16 protein-coding genes and 1 tRNA gene are annotated in these 15,921 nt (G+C 54.9%); 13 read left to right on the top strand and 4 right to left on the bottom strand.

What is annotated here, in order from left to right; genetic code table 11:
• The first annotated feature begins 13 nt into the window (after nucleotides 1-13).
• From puhA to hemA, 7 genes are read left to right on the top strand one after another with little or no spacing between them, the layout of a single operon-like run.
• Nucleotides 14-787, top strand: coding sequence for a photosynthetic reaction center subunit H (gene puhA / locus ACLL9E_RS11510; protein ID WP_411291870.1), 774 nt, complete (start codon nucleotides 14-16; stop codon nucleotides 785-787).
• Nucleotides 784-1,401 carry a photosynthetic complex putative assembly protein PuhB gene (puhB, locus tag ACLL9E_RS11515; RefSeq protein WP_411291871.1) on the top strand — a complete coding sequence of 206 codons (618 nt, stop codon included), beginning with the start codon at nucleotides 784-786 and terminating at the stop codon, nucleotides 1,399-1,401. Before puhA ends, puhB begins: the two co-directional genes overlap by 4 nt.
• On the top strand, nucleotides 1,398-1,874 hold the full coding sequence (gene puhC / locus ACLL9E_RS11520) for a photosynthetic complex assembly protein PuhC (protein ID WP_411291872.1): 477 nt from the start codon (nucleotides 1,398-1,400) through the stop codon (nucleotides 1,872-1,874). Before puhB ends, puhC begins: the two co-directional genes overlap by 4 nt.
• On the top strand, nucleotides 1,871-2,167 hold the full coding sequence (locus ACLL9E_RS11525; RefSeq protein WP_411291873.1) for a hypothetical protein: 297 nt from the start codon (nucleotides 1,871-1,873) through the stop codon (nucleotides 2,165-2,167). The genes puhC and ACLL9E_RS11525 overlap by 4 nt, the downstream gene beginning before the upstream one ends.
• Entirely contained in the window at nucleotides 2,167-3,243 is a 1,077-nt protein-coding gene (acsF, locus tag ACLL9E_RS11530; RefSeq protein WP_411291874.1) for a magnesium-protoporphyrin IX monomethyl ester (oxidative) cyclase, read from the top strand. The genes ACLL9E_RS11525 and acsF overlap by 1 nt, the downstream gene beginning before the upstream one ends.
• Nucleotides 3,237-4,019, top strand: coding sequence for a putative photosynthetic complex assembly protein PuhE (gene puhE, locus ACLL9E_RS11535; RefSeq protein ID WP_411291875.1), 783 nt, complete (start codon nucleotides 3,237-3,239; stop codon nucleotides 4,017-4,019). The genes acsF and puhE overlap by 7 nt, the downstream gene beginning before the upstream one ends.
• A gap of 15 nt (nucleotides 4,020-4,034) precedes the next feature.
• A complete protein-coding gene (gene hemA / locus ACLL9E_RS11540; RefSeq protein ID WP_411291876.1) occupies nucleotides 4,035-5,255 on the top strand; it encodes a 5-aminolevulinate synthase in 1,221 nt (406 codons plus the stop codon).
• A gap of 74 nt (nucleotides 5,256-5,329) precedes the next feature.
• Here hemA and ACLL9E_RS11545 read toward each other — a convergent pair whose 3' ends face one another.
• The 4 genes from ACLL9E_RS11545 to ACLL9E_RS11560 form a co-directional block, all read right to left on the bottom strand.
• Nucleotides 5,330-5,857 (bottom strand): c-type cytochrome, encoded by a 528-nt coding sequence (locus ACLL9E_RS11545; RefSeq protein ID WP_411291877.1) that lies wholly within the window; start codon nucleotides 5,855-5,857, stop codon nucleotides 5,330-5,332.
• Between the two features lie 110 nt (nucleotides 5,858-5,967).
• Nucleotides 5,968-7,248: a DUF3422 family protein gene (locus tag ACLL9E_RS11550; RefSeq protein ID WP_411291878.1), complete on the bottom strand. Its 1,281-nt coding sequence runs from the start codon at nucleotides 7,246-7,248 to the stop codon at nucleotides 5,968-5,970.
• Nucleotides 7,249-7,305: 57 nt separating this feature from the next.
• Nucleotides 7,306-8,268, bottom strand: a complete 963-nt coding sequence (locus ACLL9E_RS11555; RefSeq protein ID WP_411291879.1) for an NAD(P)H-binding protein — start codon at nucleotides 8,266-8,268, stop codon at nucleotides 7,306-7,308.
• A 77-nt stretch (nucleotides 8,269-8,345) separates the two neighbouring features.
• A tRNA-Cys gene (locus tag ACLL9E_RS11560) sits at nucleotides 8,346-8,419 on the bottom strand.
• Between the two features lie 285 nt (nucleotides 8,420-8,704).
• Here ACLL9E_RS11560 and ACLL9E_RS11565 point away from each other — a divergent pair.
• From ACLL9E_RS11565 to ACLL9E_RS11590, 6 genes are all read left to right on the top strand, one after another.
• Nucleotides 8,705-9,289 (top strand): protein-L-isoaspartate O-methyltransferase family protein, encoded by a 585-nt coding sequence (locus ACLL9E_RS11565; RefSeq protein WP_411291880.1) that lies wholly within the window; start codon nucleotides 8,705-8,707, stop codon nucleotides 9,287-9,289.
• Nucleotides 9,286-10,752 (top strand): TolC family outer membrane protein, encoded by a 1,467-nt coding sequence (locus ACLL9E_RS11570; RefSeq protein WP_411291881.1) that lies wholly within the window; start codon nucleotides 9,286-9,288, stop codon nucleotides 10,750-10,752. Before ACLL9E_RS11565 ends, ACLL9E_RS11570 begins: the two co-directional genes overlap by 4 nt.
• Before the next feature lie 22 nt (nucleotides 10,753-10,774).
• Nucleotides 10,775-11,191, top strand: a complete 417-nt coding sequence (locus tag ACLL9E_RS11575; RefSeq protein WP_411291882.1) for a DUF2497 domain-containing protein — start codon at nucleotides 10,775-10,777, stop codon at nucleotides 11,189-11,191.
• A gap of 67 nt (nucleotides 11,192-11,258) precedes the next feature.
• Complete coding sequence (locus tag ACLL9E_RS11580) at nucleotides 11,259-12,554, top strand: amidohydrolase family protein (RefSeq protein WP_411291883.1); 1,296 nt, start codon at nucleotides 11,259-11,261, stop codon at nucleotides 12,552-12,554.
• Between the two features lie 370 nt (nucleotides 12,555-12,924).
• Nucleotides 12,925-14,973 carry a prolyl oligopeptidase family serine peptidase gene (locus ACLL9E_RS11585; RefSeq protein WP_411291884.1) on the top strand — a complete coding sequence of 683 codons (2,049 nt, stop codon included), beginning with the start codon at nucleotides 12,925-12,927 and terminating at the stop codon, nucleotides 14,971-14,973.
• A 102-nt stretch (nucleotides 14,974-15,075) separates the two neighbouring features.
• On the top strand, nucleotides 15,076-15,921 hold an 846-nt coding region (locus ACLL9E_RS11590), incomplete at its 3' end, for an amino acid permease (protein WP_411291885.1).

The following is a 15,921-nucleotide window of genomic DNA, read 5'->3' on the forward strand; positions in this document are numbered from 1 at the left end:
ATGAGGAGGACGTATGATGGATGACATGAAAATTGTAGGCTCAATTGATGTGGCTCAACTGGTATTTGCGGCATTCGTGCTATTCTTCCTCGCGCTCATGGTATACCTGCGCCGCGAAGACCGCCGCGAGGGCTATCCGTTAGAAGATGAGGTCACGGGGCGCGTAGATTCGTCGGGGGGCATTCTTTCGACTGCTGCTCCAAAACTGTTCCATATGCCATTTGGTCGTGACACCCTTTCGGCCCCAGCACATGGACGCGAACCGGTCGATATCGCAGCAGCGCGGACGTTCCGTTCACCAGGCGCACCTTATTATCCAACTGGCAATCCACTTGTTGACGGCATAGGGCCGGCAGCTTGGGCCAATCGCGCAAAGCATACTGATCTGGACGGTGAAGGCCGCAACCGGATCGTACCAATTGGCACGGCTGAGCATATCTCGATTGATACCCGCGACCCTGATCCACGTGGAATGACGGCCATTGGCGCCGATGGTGCGGTTGCTGGCACAATCACCGATATCTGGGTTGATCGCGCCGAACATGTCATCCGCTATCTGGAAGTCGACACAGGCACAAACAAGGTGCTTGCACCAATGGGCATGGCCAAGGTGCAGCGCAAGAAAGGTCAGGTCGTCATCGATGCCCTTAATGCCGCCGATTTTGCGGCTGCGCCAGTACCCGGAACCGCGGGCCAAATTACCCTCTACGAGGAAGAGCGGGTCATGGCCTATTTCGGTGGTGGCTACCTTTACGCCAACAGAGCACGGCAGGAACCCCTGATATGAGCGAATATTCACATGAGCCAACCCGGGGCCTTCCAGGTGTATTGCCACAGGACGAACATATCCTGTGGCAGTCAGGTCCTGACTGGAAAAATATGGCGATGACTGCATTGCACATCCGCCTCTCGGTCGCTTACTTTGCTGCAATTGCTATTTGGCTTGCGACCCATAATGATGCGAAATCCGCGCTCGCCGTATCAGCATTGGGCGTTTGCGTTGTTGGGCTATTCACTTTGTTTGCATGGGGCGTAGGACGGACAACCGTTTATACCTTGACCAACAAGCGGCTGGTTCTGCGGATTGGTGTTGCGCTCAACAAGTGCATCAATTTGCCCTTGTCAGAAATTCGTGCCGCCAACCTTAAAATGCTTCCATCGGGTCATGGCAACATCGTCCTCAACCTCAATGGTGCACCGCGCCTTGGCTACATCATGCTTTGGCCACATGCCAGGTCGCTGCGCTTCGTAACGCCGCAACCTACCTTGCGCGCCATTCCGGATGCGCGGGCTTTTGCGGCATTGCTTCTCAAGGCAACGCAAGCAGTACAACCGGTTGCCCCGGTTGAAGCAAAGCCACAACCCAGCCGCGACATACCCTTGATGGGAGCACCAGCATGAGCCAAGCCGTCCATCATGACCCAACCGTGCCGCGCGGTGCGTTGATTGGCGCTGCCATCCTGCTGCTGTTCGTCATTGCGCTCACTGGCGCAGTGCGTTTTGGCTTTATCCCGCGCGCAGCTGATCCATCTCTTACCCGCGCTGCAGCGCAGGTCATGCCGGCTCAGGAACGTTTGTTACACTTTGCCGACCGGTCCGATGGAGCGGTGGTCGTCCGCGACGCCCTCAGCGGCGAGACCGTTACCGTCATCGCGTTTGGCCAAGGCGGGTTCTTGCGGGCAACGATGCGCCGTATGGCGAAAGCCCGGAAGGCAGCTGGCGTTGGTTCTGAACCGGCATTCAAACTTGTTCGGTGGGAAAATGGCGCACTGTCATTGCTCGACCCTGCAACTGGCCGTGATGCAGAAATTTATGGCTTTGGCCCCGATCACACAAAAAGTTTTGCCGATATGTTGGAAGCACCCAAATCATGACGAGACTCCTGTCCTCCGAAACCTTTGACACGCCATGCCGCATTGAAGTCGAACAAAGCGCCGCGCATTTTCACGCGCATGTCAAACTGGATGGCGGGATAGAGATTGAGCCCGGCGACCGGGTACGGGTGCATGGTGCCCCTATCACGGTTGGGTTTGGCGAGAGCATCGTTTTGCATCGCCATGCGACCGTGCGCAAAGCAGGTTTGCTGCGCCGCGCATGGACGCGATTTGCGGGCCACTTTGAGCTCGCCGAATTATATGAAGTCAGTTTTACAGCAGGGAGGTTGTAATGAACGCGCCGGCCAATTTTGCCAAACCTATCGTCGCCGACCACGACACGATGGCCATCGCCCGATCCGACACCGTCCTCGCGCCGCGCTTCTATACGACCGACTATGATGCAATGGACAAAATCGATGTCTCCTTAGTCCGCGACGACTGGGAAGGCTTGATGGAAGAGATGGAGGGCGACCCAAATAAGCGCCACTTCAAAAAAACTAATGCCTTTGATGGTGTGATCGAAGCATTGGAGTCTGAGTTGCAGGCCGAATTCATCGATTTCCTCGCCAGCTCGCTGACCTCGGAATTTTCCGGCTGCATACTTTATGCGGAGATCGCGCGGCGGACAAAAAACCCGGACATCAAGCGGCTTTTCAAGCTGCTCGCCCGCGACGAAAGCCGCCATGCTGGCTTTATCAATGAAACCTTGAAAGGTTCGGGCATTGGTATTGATCTAAGCTTCCTGACCAAGACAAAGAAATATACCTTCTTCAAACCCAAGTTCATTTTCTACGCGGTCTATCTGTCAGAAAAGATCGGCTATGCGCGGTATATTACGATATTCCGCCATCTCGCGCGCAATCCGGAGAACAAGTTCCACCCGATTTTCGACTGGTTCGAAGAATGGTGCAATGACGAATTCCGCCATGGTGAAGCCTTTGCCTTGTTGCTGCGTGCTGACCCCAAGCTGTTGCAGGGCGCAAACAAACTATGGATCCGCTTCTTCCTGTTGTCGGTCTATGCCACCATGTATGTGCGCGACCACAACCGTCCCGTATTCCACAAAGCGCTCGGTGTGCATCCTGCAGAATATGGATATGAGGTTTTCGAGATTTGCACGCAGATCAGCAAGCAAGTTTTTCCAATTGAAATCGACACCGACGATTTGCGTTTCCGCAAGGCTTTGGAAGAACTGCGTTTGGCATCGGTTAGCATGGAGGACGCCAAAGTACGCGGCGGCATCAGTGGCTTTATTGGTCGCTATGCTGGCATGGCCAAGGCAGGTCTCGCATTTGGCCGGATGTATTTCATGCGCCCACGCGTGAACGAATTGCCTGCCCAGATCCGGCTTTCGCCTGCATGGTAACGGCAACAAGCCTCGTTCTGCCATTCACCGTTGTGATTGCTTTGTGGTTCTTCAGCACCGGGCTTGTGGCCATGCTGAACCACCGGCTTCGGCAGTCCTTTGGCCGGGCAGTATTTATTGCCGGTGTCTGTGCATCGCTTGGCCTCGCATTGCTGGTGTTCACCAGCCATTCCACAGCGGTGTGGGCAACTTACGCCTCGTTCGTTGGCGGCCTCTTGATATGGAGCTGGCACGAAATCAGCTTTCTGACAGGCGCGGTTGCCGGCACGCACCGCGATGTATGTCCAAACGGCGCCAAAGGCTGGCAGCGTTTCTCACTGGCAACAATGGCGCTCATCCACCATGAAATCGCGCTCGCGATGACCGCAGCCTTGCTGCTGTCACTTAGCACCGTCACCGCCAATCCGACGGGCGCTTATGCGTTTGCGCTGCTGTTGGTTTTCCGCCTGTCGTCAAAGCTCAACATCTATTGGGGCGTGCCCAATATGAGCGACGAGTTGTTGCCCCTGCATTTGGGCTATCTAAAAAGCTATTTCGGGCCAAAGCGTCTCAATGTCATGCTGCTGGTCTCCATTGCGTTGATCATCGGCCTCAGCGCCTATCTGGTGAATCAGGCTATCAGCGCGGGGCGGCCTAACGAGGTGGTGCAAGCAAGCCTTTTGTGTTGCTTGTGTCTGCTGGCCGCACTTGAACATATTTTTCTCGCCATTCCGTTTCGCGATTCCGCATTATGGAGTTGGGCGCTTGAAAATAAGAACAACAAAAAAATCGTATGATGAGGGAGTGAGGGCATGAACTACGAGGCATTTTTCGGTAACGAACTGGCCGCCGTCCGCGAAGAAGGGCGCTACCGCGTGTTTACCGAAATTGAGCGTACGGCCGGATCATTCCCGCATGCCACGCGCTATATCAACGGTGAAACCAGCAAGGTCACCGTTTGGTGCTCGAACGATTATCTCGGCATGGGGCAGCATCCAAAAGTACTTGGCGCGATGCACAAGGTTCTGGACGAATGCGGTGCTGGCGCCGGTGGCACGCGCAACATTTCGGGTACGAACCATCACCATGTTTTGCTCGAAAGCGAACTGGCTGATTTGCACAATAAGGAAGACGCGCTGCTCTTTACCTCGGGCTATGTTTCCAACTGGGCAGCTCTTGGAACCTTGGCGGCAAAAATTCCTGATTGCGTCGTTTTCTCCGATGCGCTGAACCACGCGTCGATGATTGAGGGCATTCGTCACAGCCGCGCTGAACGGGTCGTTTTCAACCACAACTCGCCAGAAGATCTCGACCGCAAACTTGCCGCCCTAGACCGTGACCGTCCAAAGCTGGTGGCGTTTGAAAGCGTCTATTCAATGGACGGCGATATCGCACCTATCGCCGAAATTCTCGACGTTTGCGAAAAGCATAATGCGATGAGCTATATCGACGAAGTGCATGGCGTCGGGCTTTATGGCCCGCGCGGCGGCGGGGTCGCAGAACGCGAAGGCCTCATGGACCGGATTACGGTTATCGAAGGCACGCTTGGCAAGGCCTATGGCGTGATGGGTGGCTACATTGCCGCATCACGTGATCTGTGCGACTTCGTGCGGACCTTTGCCAGCGGGTTCATCTTTTCAACTGCGCTGCCGCCTGCTGTCGCTGCAGGCGCCTGCGCCAGCATCAAGCATCTGAAGGCCAGCAATTCGGAGCGCGAACGCCATCAGGACCGCGTTGCCAAGGTGCGTGGTGCTCTAGACCGGATGGGCATTCCGCATATTCCAAACCCAAGCCACATCATTCCGGTGATGGTGGGTGACGCGCACAAGTGCAAATTTATCAGTGACTGGCTGATGGATAATCATGGCATTTATGTGCAGCCAATCAATTACCCAACCGTGCCACGTGGCGCCGAAAGGTTGCGGATTACGCCATCACCTGTCCACAGCGATGATGACATTGACCGCCTGTTGCGCGCGCTTAGCGAAATCTGGTCGCATTGCGAACTTGCGCGGCGCGACGTCGCTGCCTGATACACGGCTTAAGCACAAAACAAAAAAAGGCCGGGAATTACCCGGCCTTTTTTATATCAGATGGGATTTAAACGTCAGCTCGGTGTTTCCAGATAGGCAATGACATCTGCACGCTTCTGCGCATCTGGCAGACCGGCGAAGATCATTTTCGTTTGTGGAATTACGCGCTGTGGCTTTTCCAGATATTGGAACAATTTTTCCTTGGTCCAAGTGATGCCACTTCCTGCGTTAGCAGCCGAATAAGCAAAGCCGGGAACCGATCCAGATTTACGTCCGATGAGGCCATTCAATGATGGCCCGGTCTTGTTCACGCCAGCATCTGTGACGTGGCAGGTCCGGCATTGTGCAAACACCAATTTGCCGTTGGCGGCATTCCCGGTAAAGCTTGCAAAAGTAGTACCATCAAGCGTTGCAACATCGGTTGCTGCCGGTGGGCCCGCGGGTGCCGCAGGGGCCGGGGCTGCTGCTGGTGCAGCGGCCGGGGCTGCAGCAGGCGCTGCCTGTGCTGTTTTCTCAGATTCGCTTTCCGAACCACCGCCAGAACAGGCGGCAACCATTGCAGATAACGCCACCAAGCCAGCTATTGCTTTTGTCTTGACCATATATTCTCCTATCGCGTCTTCATTGGCCAAATAGCCAAATTCTTACTCACTCAACTCACGGTGGGTTTAGCCCACAAAACTTCCCATGGAAAGCGCATAGTGCAGTCCGATCAGCGCTTTTCAATACGGGAATTTTCCTCGCCAGTCTCTTTCATCACCTTGTGACGGAGACGATTTACAAACAAATAAATTAACAACACTACTGGCAGCGTTATGGCACCTACAAACATGTCTGGGGCATAGCCAGTTTGAACCGCCGCGGCGCCCTTGGTCATATAGGAAATTAAGCCGACGAGATAATACGCAGCGGCAATGACCGAGAGCCCCTCAACTAAGGTTTGGAGGCGAAGCTGAAGCTGCGTCGACCGTTCCATCGATCGCATCAGCCCAAGATTTTGCGCCTTGATACGGCTGTCAATGCGCACATCAAGTGTGTGCATCACGCCCGATATGCGCTCGGCAATATCGCCCAGCCGTTTACGGAAAACAGAACAGGTGCGAGATGCGGGGACCAACCGCCGTTCGGTAAAATCGGTCAGGCTTTGAAAGTTAAGTATCGGTTGAACGTCAAGCGCCGCAAGTCGGTCAGCAGCGACCTCGGCATATGCTGCTGTCGCACTTAGCCTGAAACCCGTTGCGGAACGAATAAGTTCGAGTTCCGAAGAAATAGCAGCAAGGTCATTGAGCAATATCTCGTCATCCTCATCCGCCGACGCAACACGCCTGGCATGATCCGACAATCGATGTTCAAGCTGATCAAGCTCGGGACCATATTTTTGTACAACGGGAAACCCGAGGAGAGCAAGATTTCGGTAGTTGCCGAGTTCCTGCACGCGTTGGATTATACGGCCCCGCTCGCCTTCGCCGACATTTCCTGCGGTGATCAGCAACCGCCCGTAGCCATCCCCATGAATGCTGAAATCTGACCAAAGCCGAATGCCGGCATTGATATCACAACATACCATTTCGTCGGTAGAAATGCCGATCGCCAATAGGTCAGAATCGATATTTGCGGTATCCGGCACAACGCGGATCTGAGTGGCCCGAACAACGCCACCTGGCCAATTCTCGAGCCATTGAATATAGTCATGCCGAACAGGGTCGGGGATGTCGGCAGGAAAAATTAGCGTTAATGTGCTGGCTTCGGTGTGCCGTTCCCACAAAAAATAAATGCCTGCCGCGGTGTGTCCCGAACCATGTCGCGCAGCAAGCGTCCAATCGTCAAAATCAGGTCGCGAATTGATCAGCCACCTGTCTTCGTCGCTGCGCTCGGCGGGCTCAATCAATCGAACCACCTGGTAAATTTCGCAGTGGGGACTGACTGGCGCAAAACGGCGTAAACGCATTTCATCGACAGCCCATCGGCGTAGCGGATGCTCAGTAAAACTCATATTTGAACTTTCGCACAATATTCCGGAAAGTCTATAGGTTTGAACAGGCTGCCCAGATCAGAAGACGGCATGATCACCAAGGTCGGCAGAACGTTCCCCGGCCAATATGCGCGTATAATGGTGCGCCAGCGTTTCTTGACCAGTGGATGGGGTCGCATCGGCCGTGTATTCACCCAAAACGGGGTCCCAAAGAAGCATGGATTCGGTCGCATAATATCGTCCAATGCGCGCAAGCTCTGCCTTGGCGGCTGCGGCGGGTACTAATTTTCCAACAGCCGTAAGCGAACCAATTATCATGTCCATTAAAGCGACCGGAACATGACGAAAGCGCGGCTCCTGCTGCAGCAGCGAGAACAGCAACATGCCTTGCTCTCGCGGGGTAACTGCAGGCCCCGGTCCGCCAATGGGGAGGATACTGTTGCGCCGCTCCGGTAGGTCGACCGTATCAGCAAGATATTCCGCAAGATCGTCATCACTTATCGGTTTGCATGCGGTCAAATTTCCATCACCGAACAGCAGAAATGCTTTGCCACTCTGAACGCGTTGAATTTGGCCCGACAGAGATTTGAAAAACGCCGTCGGGCGCACGATGCTATAGTCCATTCCTGACGCAATCAACTTTGCTTCAAAAGCGAGCTTTGCGTGCTGAAAGGGGAGTTTGGGCCGCTGCACACATATTGCCGAAAGCAAAACCATATGTGTGACACCGCTCGACCGTGCGCATTCCAATGCATTCAACTGGGCCTGATAATCAATAGCCCAGGCATCTTTGGCGCTGCCCGTACGCGACGCCATGCAGGACAGCAAAATTTCAAATTTCTCGCCGCGAAAGCCGTCGCGTTGCAATGCGCGAGTATCAGTCACGTCGCCAAACCGCCATTGGCATGCGCTTTCGTCTTCGACTTTCGCGCCTTGACGCGTGAAGCACACGAGCTCGTGACCGTGCCTTAACAATGCAGCACGGGTCGCCCGTCCAATCGTTCCGGTGGCGCCTAGCATGAATATGCGTTTAGATGTCATCAGAACCTTATGCCACAGCATAACTGGACCGCAAGAAGCAGCAACGGCTTTGACGCGCATTACATATGTTGAAAAAATGGAGGCCCGAGCCGGAATCGAACCGGCGTGCAAGGATTTGCAGTCCTCTGCGTCACCACTCCGCCATCGGGCCCCGAAACAACAACCTGCCTGAACAGCAACGCCATTATGTGGTGAAGGCGCGCCATTAGCGGCTTGACGAAATCAATGCAACTGGCAATCTGGCGTGCCATTCGGTCCAATGTGCCCTGTCCGCCACAAGCCATGGAAAAAGTTGCTATTTGCATCTAGAAATAGGCCGTTCGTCTGAATCCAGCTTGGCGTAAACGGTAAGGCTAGCTAGAACCGGCAGCAAAGGCTGTATTGTGTTTGCAATACAGTTGTGCCACACGGCCAACAGGTTAATGGAAATATCCCGATGGAAGTATTAAATTTCGAACATATGCGGCGGTCTATGGTGGACAGCCAGCTTCGCACCAGTGGCGTCACCGATGCCTGGGTGGTTGCCGCCATGGGCAGCATAGCACGCGAGGATTATGTGCCGGCTAGCCACCGCGACACTGCCTATATGGACCGCGCTGTCACCTTGAGTGATGGCTCGGTATTGAATCCCCCCGTATCGACCGCCTTGCTGCTTCAAGCAGCAGAGATACGCCAAGATGACGACGTGTTGCTGGTCGGAAAAGCTGGCGGCTATGTTGCCGAAATATTAAAACAGCGCGTGGCCAACTTGACGACCGTTGATGCGGACAATTTGGGTGACGCGCAAACAGGCAAGCACTTTTCCGTCATCGTTATCGACGGTGCGGCAGCAGAGCTGCCAGCCGCGCTTCTTCAATTTGCATCCGAAGGAGCGCGGGTAGTCACAGGGGTCATTGAAGGCGCAGTGACTCGCTTGGCCAAAGGTTATGTGCACAAAGGAAACGTTGCGTTGAAGTCATTTGCCGACAGTGAGATTGCCCCCATTGCGGCCTTTGCCCATAAGCGGGAGTTCGTATTTTGAGCGTTCGCGGAATCTTCGTCGCTGCGTTGTTGGGATCAACCGGACTGGCCGCGCCGGCGGCGGCTGACACGCTGCGTGATGCTTTGGTGTCGGCTTATGACACCAACCCTAATTTGACCGCAGCCCGCGCGGGACAACGCGCCACGAACGAAGGCGTCCCCTTGGCTAAGGCAAATGGCCGTCCGGATGTAAGTGTGCAGCCGACCTATGTCGAAAACGTCCTTCAGGACAGTGGCGGATCGGTCGTTCAGGCGCGCGGCATAAACATTAACGGCACGATCTCGGCGCCGATATATGCAGGCGGCGGAATTAGAAATGCCGTGCGTGCGGCCGAAAACAGGGTCGAAGCCGGATTTGCAAACCTCCGTGGCACCGAAAGTGCCATATTTTCAGCAGTAGTCGGTGCCTATATGGACGTCATTCGCGATGAATCGATTGTCGATTTAAACCGCGCCCAGCTTGGCGTTCTGTCGGTTAATCTGGATGCAACGCGCGACCGGTTTGAAATTGGTGACCTTACCCGCACCGACGTTGCCCAATCGGAAGCGCGGCTTGCGCTTGCGACCAGTAACCTGGAAACCGCACGCGCAAACCTTATTCGCTCTAAAGAAATTTACATCCAGCTGGTTGGCCGCGAGCCAGGCGAGCTCCAGGCCCCGCCACCCTTACCTAACTTGCCGGCGACTCCCGATAGCGCAGTAACAGTGGCGCTCGAAAGTAATCCGGATCTGATCGCAGCGCGCGAAGCGCGTGAGGCCGCGCGATTTGACCGTCGTGCCGCAAATGCCTCTCGGCTGCCAACGGTGACGGTCTTCACTTCGCCATCATACAGCAATGCGCTTGGCTCTATTTCCTCGAACATTCCCGGATTTCAAGCCGACAACAGCGCCCTGAATGCTCAAGCGGGCGTGCGGGCAACTTTGCCGCTGTATCAGGGCGGACAGCCGGCTGCACAAATCCGGCAGGCGCAGGCGCGTCTTGGCCAGGCACAGGAATTGGAAATCGCCGCCGAGCGGGAAGTGATTGCACAGACGCGCGCGTCTTATGCAAGCTGGCGCGCGGCGCTTGAGGTAATTTCCGCATCAGAACGCGCTGTGTCTGCAAACGAACTGTCGCTCGAAGGAACGCGCGCCGAAAATGGCGTTGGCAACCGTACAATTCTCGACATTCTCAATGCCGAGCAAGAATTGCTCAACAGCAAGGTTCAACTCGTTGCTGCTCGCCGCAATGCCTATGTCGCTGGATTTACCCTGCTTGCGGCAATGGGCAAGGCAGAGGCGCGTGACCTGGGGCTTGAGGGCGGGACACTATATGATCCCGTGGCGGAGTATGAGAAGGTAGAAGGCGCTCGGAACGACTGGGCTTCGCAGCCTGACCCAATTGCCAAATCGACCCGTACCGTTGACACAACTGCCCAAAAAGCGGAAATAGAGCCGATTCCTGCCGATGGCAAAAGGCAGTAAGTAAGACAGCAGAGGACGAGATATGGCTGACGGTCGCAATGAACCCTCAATGGACGAGATCCTGTCCTCGATTAAACGTATCATCGCTGATGATGATCGCAACCGTCCAGCGGGTAAGCGCGCGGCACGTTCGGCATCATCCAATGAAAATCAGGACGAAATCCTTGAGCTGACCGAAGCAGACCAAAATGCAGATGGTCACGACGTTCTGCTCGATGATAATAAGGCGCAAAGTCTGCGGCACAGCTTTTCGGCTTTGCAGACTTTATCCGAACCCGGCGTTGCTCCGCAAATCGTGCGCTCAGGCGAAACTTCGTTAGAGGGCCTAACGCGGGAATTGCTGCGTCCGATGTTAAAAGACTGGCTCGACACGCATTTGCCGCCAATTGTCGAGGCAATGGTCGAGCGGGAAATCACACGCATTACCAAAAAAGGATAATGCGCGAAGTGGCAAGACCTTGAAACATGTTCAGGGTGATGGTCATTTTCGGATTCGAATATTTGACATGCTGACCTTGGCTCAGCAGCTTCATTTGCGTTTGTTTGCTGCTGCCGCCTTATCAATCTCATCTGCACCTTTACTCGCATCCGATTTATATGTTGAGGCAGGCAAATTGATTGACGTGCAAGCAGACACCGTGCTTAGCGGCCATTGCATCAGCATCACCGGCGAAAAAATCAGCAAGGTTGCGCCCTGCGGTCCAACGCCGAGTGGTGCATCGCGGGTTGACTGGTCGGCATATACGGTTCTGCCGGGATTGATCGACCTTCACACCCATTTGGCGGACGCAGGACAGAGCGCAGATATTGCCTTACCGCTAAAAACGTCACCTGCGGCAACAGCGTTGATTGGCGCGTATAATGCCCGGCTCACGCTGCAGGCCGGCTTTACTACAGTCCGCGATGTCGGCACCTATCGCGGGCTAACTGACATTGCTTTGCGCGATGCGATAAACGCAGGATATGTGCCCGGTCCACGCATGGTCGTGGCGGGTGCCTATATTACCATCCCAAAGGGAGGCGGAGAATTGAATGGCGTCGTTCCAAACGATGAGCTGCCCACCGATATGCGCTTAGGCGTCGTAACCACGCCAGAGGATGCCGCAATAAAAACAGCATTCTTAATCGATCAGGGTGCTGACTTTATCAAAACTATCGCGACTGGGGCCGTGCTTGCAATCGGCACTGAACCCGGAGAGCCGGAAATGAGCGAAGCGCAACTGCGTGCCGTCGTTGAAACTGCAAAAGCAAAAAATGTGTTCGTTACCGCGCACGCCCACGGTGCAATCGGCATCAAAAATGCGATCCGCGCGGGCGTACGGTCGATTGAGCACGCCAGCCTGATCGATAATGAGGCGCTCGCGATGGCAAAGGCCAATGGCACATATCTGGTCATGGATATCTACAATGGCGACTATATCGACGATATCGGCACGCGCGAAAAATGGCCCGACGAATATCTGCGTAAGAATCGCGAGACCACCGATGTCCAGCGTGCCGGTTTTACCAAGGCGGTAAAGATGGGGATCAAACTAGCTTATGGCACTGATAGCGGCGTCTATCCACACGGGCAAAACGCAAAGCAGTTTGCCTATATGGTCCGCTATGGCATGACTCCAATGCAAGCCATTCAAAGTGCAACGATCCACGCGGCAGAATTATTGGGGAAGAGTGCCGAAATCGGCAGCGTTGCACCGGGGCGTTTTGCCGATCTGGTGGCGGTCAAGGGCGATCCGATTTTAGATATACGTGTATTGGAGAGTATTGCTCACGTTATGAAGGACGGAAAAGTCGTCCATTAACGCCCTCGAGCGGCGCAGCACAAACGAAGGTGCGGGACAAACAAAAGGGCGGGGAAACACCCGCCCGTTCGTTTTACGCCTTTTTCAGATCACACCATTGTGACTGAGAAAAGCAGGCTGCTAAGCGCAATTGCGCCGATAAAGCTTGCCAGTTTCTGCATGTTTCATTCCTTCACTTTGCCGCACAGCCAAAAGGCCGGGTCGTCCTGTGAAAGCATCCCTTATGTTTTCGTTGATGATGCAGAGATAGTATCGGAAGCAAGAAACTCAATTATATTAGTTGAGAATATGGTTGCAAGTTTTGCAACTCAATATTGTGACAACGTGCAATTTTCTTGCGTGCAGGCGTAACGCCGATTAGCTTGGATATATGACAAAAACCCTTTTGATCGCCGCTTTTATAGGCTCCACTGCATTTTCCGTTCCAGCAATCGCCCGGCCGATGACCGAGACGGACCTTGCCATGATGAAGCGGCTTTCGGCCGTGGCGGCTTCACCGGACGGCACCTTGATCGCCTATCAGTTGCGCGAGACGGACCTCGATGCGAACAAGGGCAAGACCGACCTGTATATGCTCAAGCTGGGGGTCCCAAATGCCCAACCAGTCATGTTTGCGTCCAAGGCTGACAAGAATGAGCATGACCCCGCCTTTGCGCCAGACGGCAAAAGCATTTTCTATATCAGCAACGAAAGCGGGTCGGACCAGATCTGGCGTTACGACATTGCATCGGCGACGGCCACGCAGGCCAGCAATTTCAAGACCGACGTCAGCGGCTTCAAAATCTCGCCCGATGGCCAGAAATTTGCCATTTGGGGTGACATTGCCCGCGATTGCATGGAATTTGGCTGCGCCAAGGACGGCGACACATCGAAGCCAGGCCCCGGCACTGGCCGCGAATATGACCAGCTCCTGACTCGCCACTGGGACCAATGGGAAACACCCGGCAATTACAGCCGTGTCTTCACCGTGGTGCTTGGGGCCGATGGCAAGCTTGGCACAATGGGCACCGCCATGGACGGAAATCTGGTCGGCGACGCGCCATCCAAGCCCTTTGGCGGTGGAGAAGAGATCAGCTGGAGCGCCGACAGCAGCGGCATAGTCTACACCTTACGGGTCGCGGACAAGAACGAGGCAAAGTCCACAAATCTTGATATCTATGGCGCATCCTTGAAGTCAAAAGAGATCGTCAACTTCACCAAAGACAATGCCGGTATGGACACAACGCCTGCTGCCTCGCCGGATGGCAAATGGCTTGCATGGACTTCCATGGCGCGTGCGACTTATGAAGCTGATCGGCTTGTCGTCAAATTGATGGATTTGAAAAGCGGCAAGGTAACGGCACTTACAGATGCATGGGACCGTTCGGTCGCATCGCTCGCCTGGACGACGGACAGCAAAAGCCTGCTGGTGACCGCGCAGGATGTTTTGGAGACACCGCTATACCGCGTCGACCTCAAGGGTAAGGTCACGCGCCTCACCGAACGTGGCAGCATTGCTGAAGCCATACCGCTGAAAAATGGCGGTATCGTCTATGCCATCAACAGCATCTCCGGACCTTCCGACTTGGTTTATATGGACGCCAAGGGTGCGACAACGCAGCTGACCAACGTCAATGCGGACATGCTTGGCGCGCTTGACCCGGTCAATTACCAGAAATTCGATTTTGCCGGCGCCAATGGCGACCGCGTTTATGGCCAGATCGTCAAGCCAGAGGGCGCGAAAGGCACGCTTCCCGTCTTGTTGCTTGTCCATGGCGGGCCGCAGGGGACGTTCAACAACAGCTGGTCCTATCGCTGGAACCCAGCGGTCATGGCATCGCAGGGCTATGCCGTGGTGACGATCGATTTCCATGGCAGCACAGGTTACGGTCAGAAATTTACCGATAGCATCAACAAAAACTGGGGCGGATGGCCGCTTGAAGATTTGCAGAAGGGCATGGTTGCCGTTGGCAAAGCAGACACGCAGCTCGACACCTCCAATGCCTGCGCGCTCGGCGGCTCTTATGGTGGTTATATGATGAACTGGATTTCGGGCAACTGGCCCGACCGTTTCAAATGCCTCGTGAACCATGCAGGAATTTTCGACCTTCGCGCCATGGCCTATGAAACCGAGGAACTATGGTTCGACCAATGGGACAATGGCGGGCCTTGGACCACGCGCACCGACGGCGAAAAGTGGAATCCGGTCAACCATGTCTCCAAATGGAAGACCCCGACTTTGGTCATTCATGGCGAGAAGGATTACCGTATTCCTTATTCGCAGTCGCTTGCCGCCTTTACCGCGTTGCAACAGCAAGGTGTTGAATCCAAATTGCTGGTGTTCCCCGATGAAAACCATTGGGTGCTGAAGCCGAAAAATTCGATCCAGTGGCACCAGACGGTGTTCGCATGGCTCGGCAAGCATTTGAAGGGCAAGTGACGCTTCGCAGGTGGGGGCGTCGTAAACCGGTTGATCGGCCAGCAATCGCCGCAGCGTCGGATGCCAATGGACAAATACATTTGCGTTATTCGGGGGGAATAGATGACCGACATTGCAACCAGCGTTGCTACCGACATCAGCGGCGGAGCTGAGCTTAGCCGCAGCCTGAAGTCACGCCATGTATCCATGATCGCCATTGGTGGCATCATTGGGGCAGGGCTATTCGTCGGTTCATCCACCACGATAAGCCAGGCTGGCCCGGCCGCAGTGCTTTCCTTCGCCATTGCCGGTTTCATCATCCTTCTGGTAATGCGCATGATCTCCGAAATGGCGCTGGCCATTGAAGGCGTGCAGACATTCCCGGACTTTGCCCGCGCTGGCCTTGGTCATCTCGCCGGCTTCCTGTCCGGCTGGCTGTACTGGTATTTCTGGGTGGTGGTTGTCGCGATCGAGGCAATTGCCGGCGCGCAAATCCTGCACAGCTGGTTTCCCGCGGTACCCGAACTTGCCATCGGCATTTTGCTGATGGCGTTGCTGACCGCAGTCAACCTGATGTCTGCGCGTGCTTATGGCGAATTTGAATTCTGGTTTTCCTCGATCAAGGTCGCGGCCATCATCGTCTTCATCCTGCTCTGTGCAGCCTGGGCCTTTGGTATCACCTCAGGCAGCGGTCCTAGCTTTGCCAATCTGACTGCGCATGACGGTTTTGTCCCCAACGGTTGGGGCGTTGTGCTGGCCGCAGCCACGTCAACTATATTCAGCCTCGTTGGCGCAGAAATTGCGACCATCGCCGCGGCTGAATCCGAAGAACCGTCAAAGGTCATTAGCCGAATGACCGTATCGGTCACATTGCGGATCCTGATATTCTACATTTTGTCGATATTCCTGATCGTGTCCGTTGTCCCGTGGACCGAGATCGTTCCGAAAGTGTCGCCCTTTGCCACCACG

The organism is Sphingorhabdus sp., assembly GCF_046596595.1.
In the GTDB taxonomy this organism is placed as follows: Bacteria; Pseudomonadota; Alphaproteobacteria; order Sphingomonadales; family Sphingomonadaceae; genus Sphingorhabdus_B.

Excerpts from the sequence above, each read along its gene's own strand:
- ACLL9E_RS11565 (WP_411291880.1), top strand. The coding sequence starts at position 8,705 with ATGGAAGTATTAAATTTCGAACATATGCGGCGGTCTATGGTGGACAGC.
- ACLL9E_RS11550 (WP_411291878.1), bottom strand. The coding sequence starts at position 7,248 with ATGAGTTTTACTGAGCATCCGCTACGCCGATGGGCTGTCGATGAAATG.
- puhE (WP_411291875.1), top strand. The coding sequence starts at position 3,237 with ATGGTAACGGCAACAAGCCTCGTTCTGCCATTCACCGTTGTGATTGCT.
- ACLL9E_RS11545 (WP_411291877.1), bottom strand. The coding sequence starts at position 5,857 with ATGGTCAAGACAAAAGCAATAGCTGGCTTGGTGGCGTTATCTGCAATG.
- ACLL9E_RS11580 (WP_411291883.1), top strand. The coding sequence starts at position 11,259 with ATGCTGACCTTGGCTCAGCAGCTTCATTTGCGTTTGTTTGCTGCTGCC.
- puhA (WP_411291870.1), top strand. The coding sequence starts at position 14 with ATGATGGATGACATGAAAATTGTAGGCTCAATTGATGTGGCTCAACTG.
- ACLL9E_RS11575 (WP_411291882.1), top strand. The coding sequence starts at position 10,775 with ATGGCTGACGGTCGCAATGAACCCTCAATGGACGAGATCCTGTCCTCG.
- ACLL9E_RS11525 (WP_411291873.1), top strand. The coding sequence starts at position 1,871 with ATGACGAGACTCCTGTCCTCCGAAACCTTTGACACGCCATGCCGCATT.
- ACLL9E_RS11585 (WP_411291884.1), top strand. The coding sequence starts at position 12,925 with ATGACAAAAACCCTTTTGATCGCCGCTTTTATAGGCTCCACTGCATTT.
- ACLL9E_RS11555 (WP_411291879.1), bottom strand. The coding sequence starts at position 8,268 with ATGACATCTAAACGCATATTCATGCTAGGCGCCACCGGAACGATTGGA.
- acsF (WP_411291874.1), top strand. The coding sequence starts at position 2,167 with ATGAACGCGCCGGCCAATTTTGCCAAACCTATCGTCGCCGACCACGAC.
- hemA (WP_411291876.1), top strand. The coding sequence starts at position 4,035 with ATGAACTACGAGGCATTTTTCGGTAACGAACTGGCCGCCGTCCGCGAA.
- puhB (WP_411291871.1), top strand. The coding sequence starts at position 784 with ATGAGCGAATATTCACATGAGCCAACCCGGGGCCTTCCAGGTGTATTG.
- puhC (WP_411291872.1), top strand. The coding sequence starts at position 1,398 with ATGAGCCAAGCCGTCCATCATGACCCAACCGTGCCGCGCGGTGCGTTG.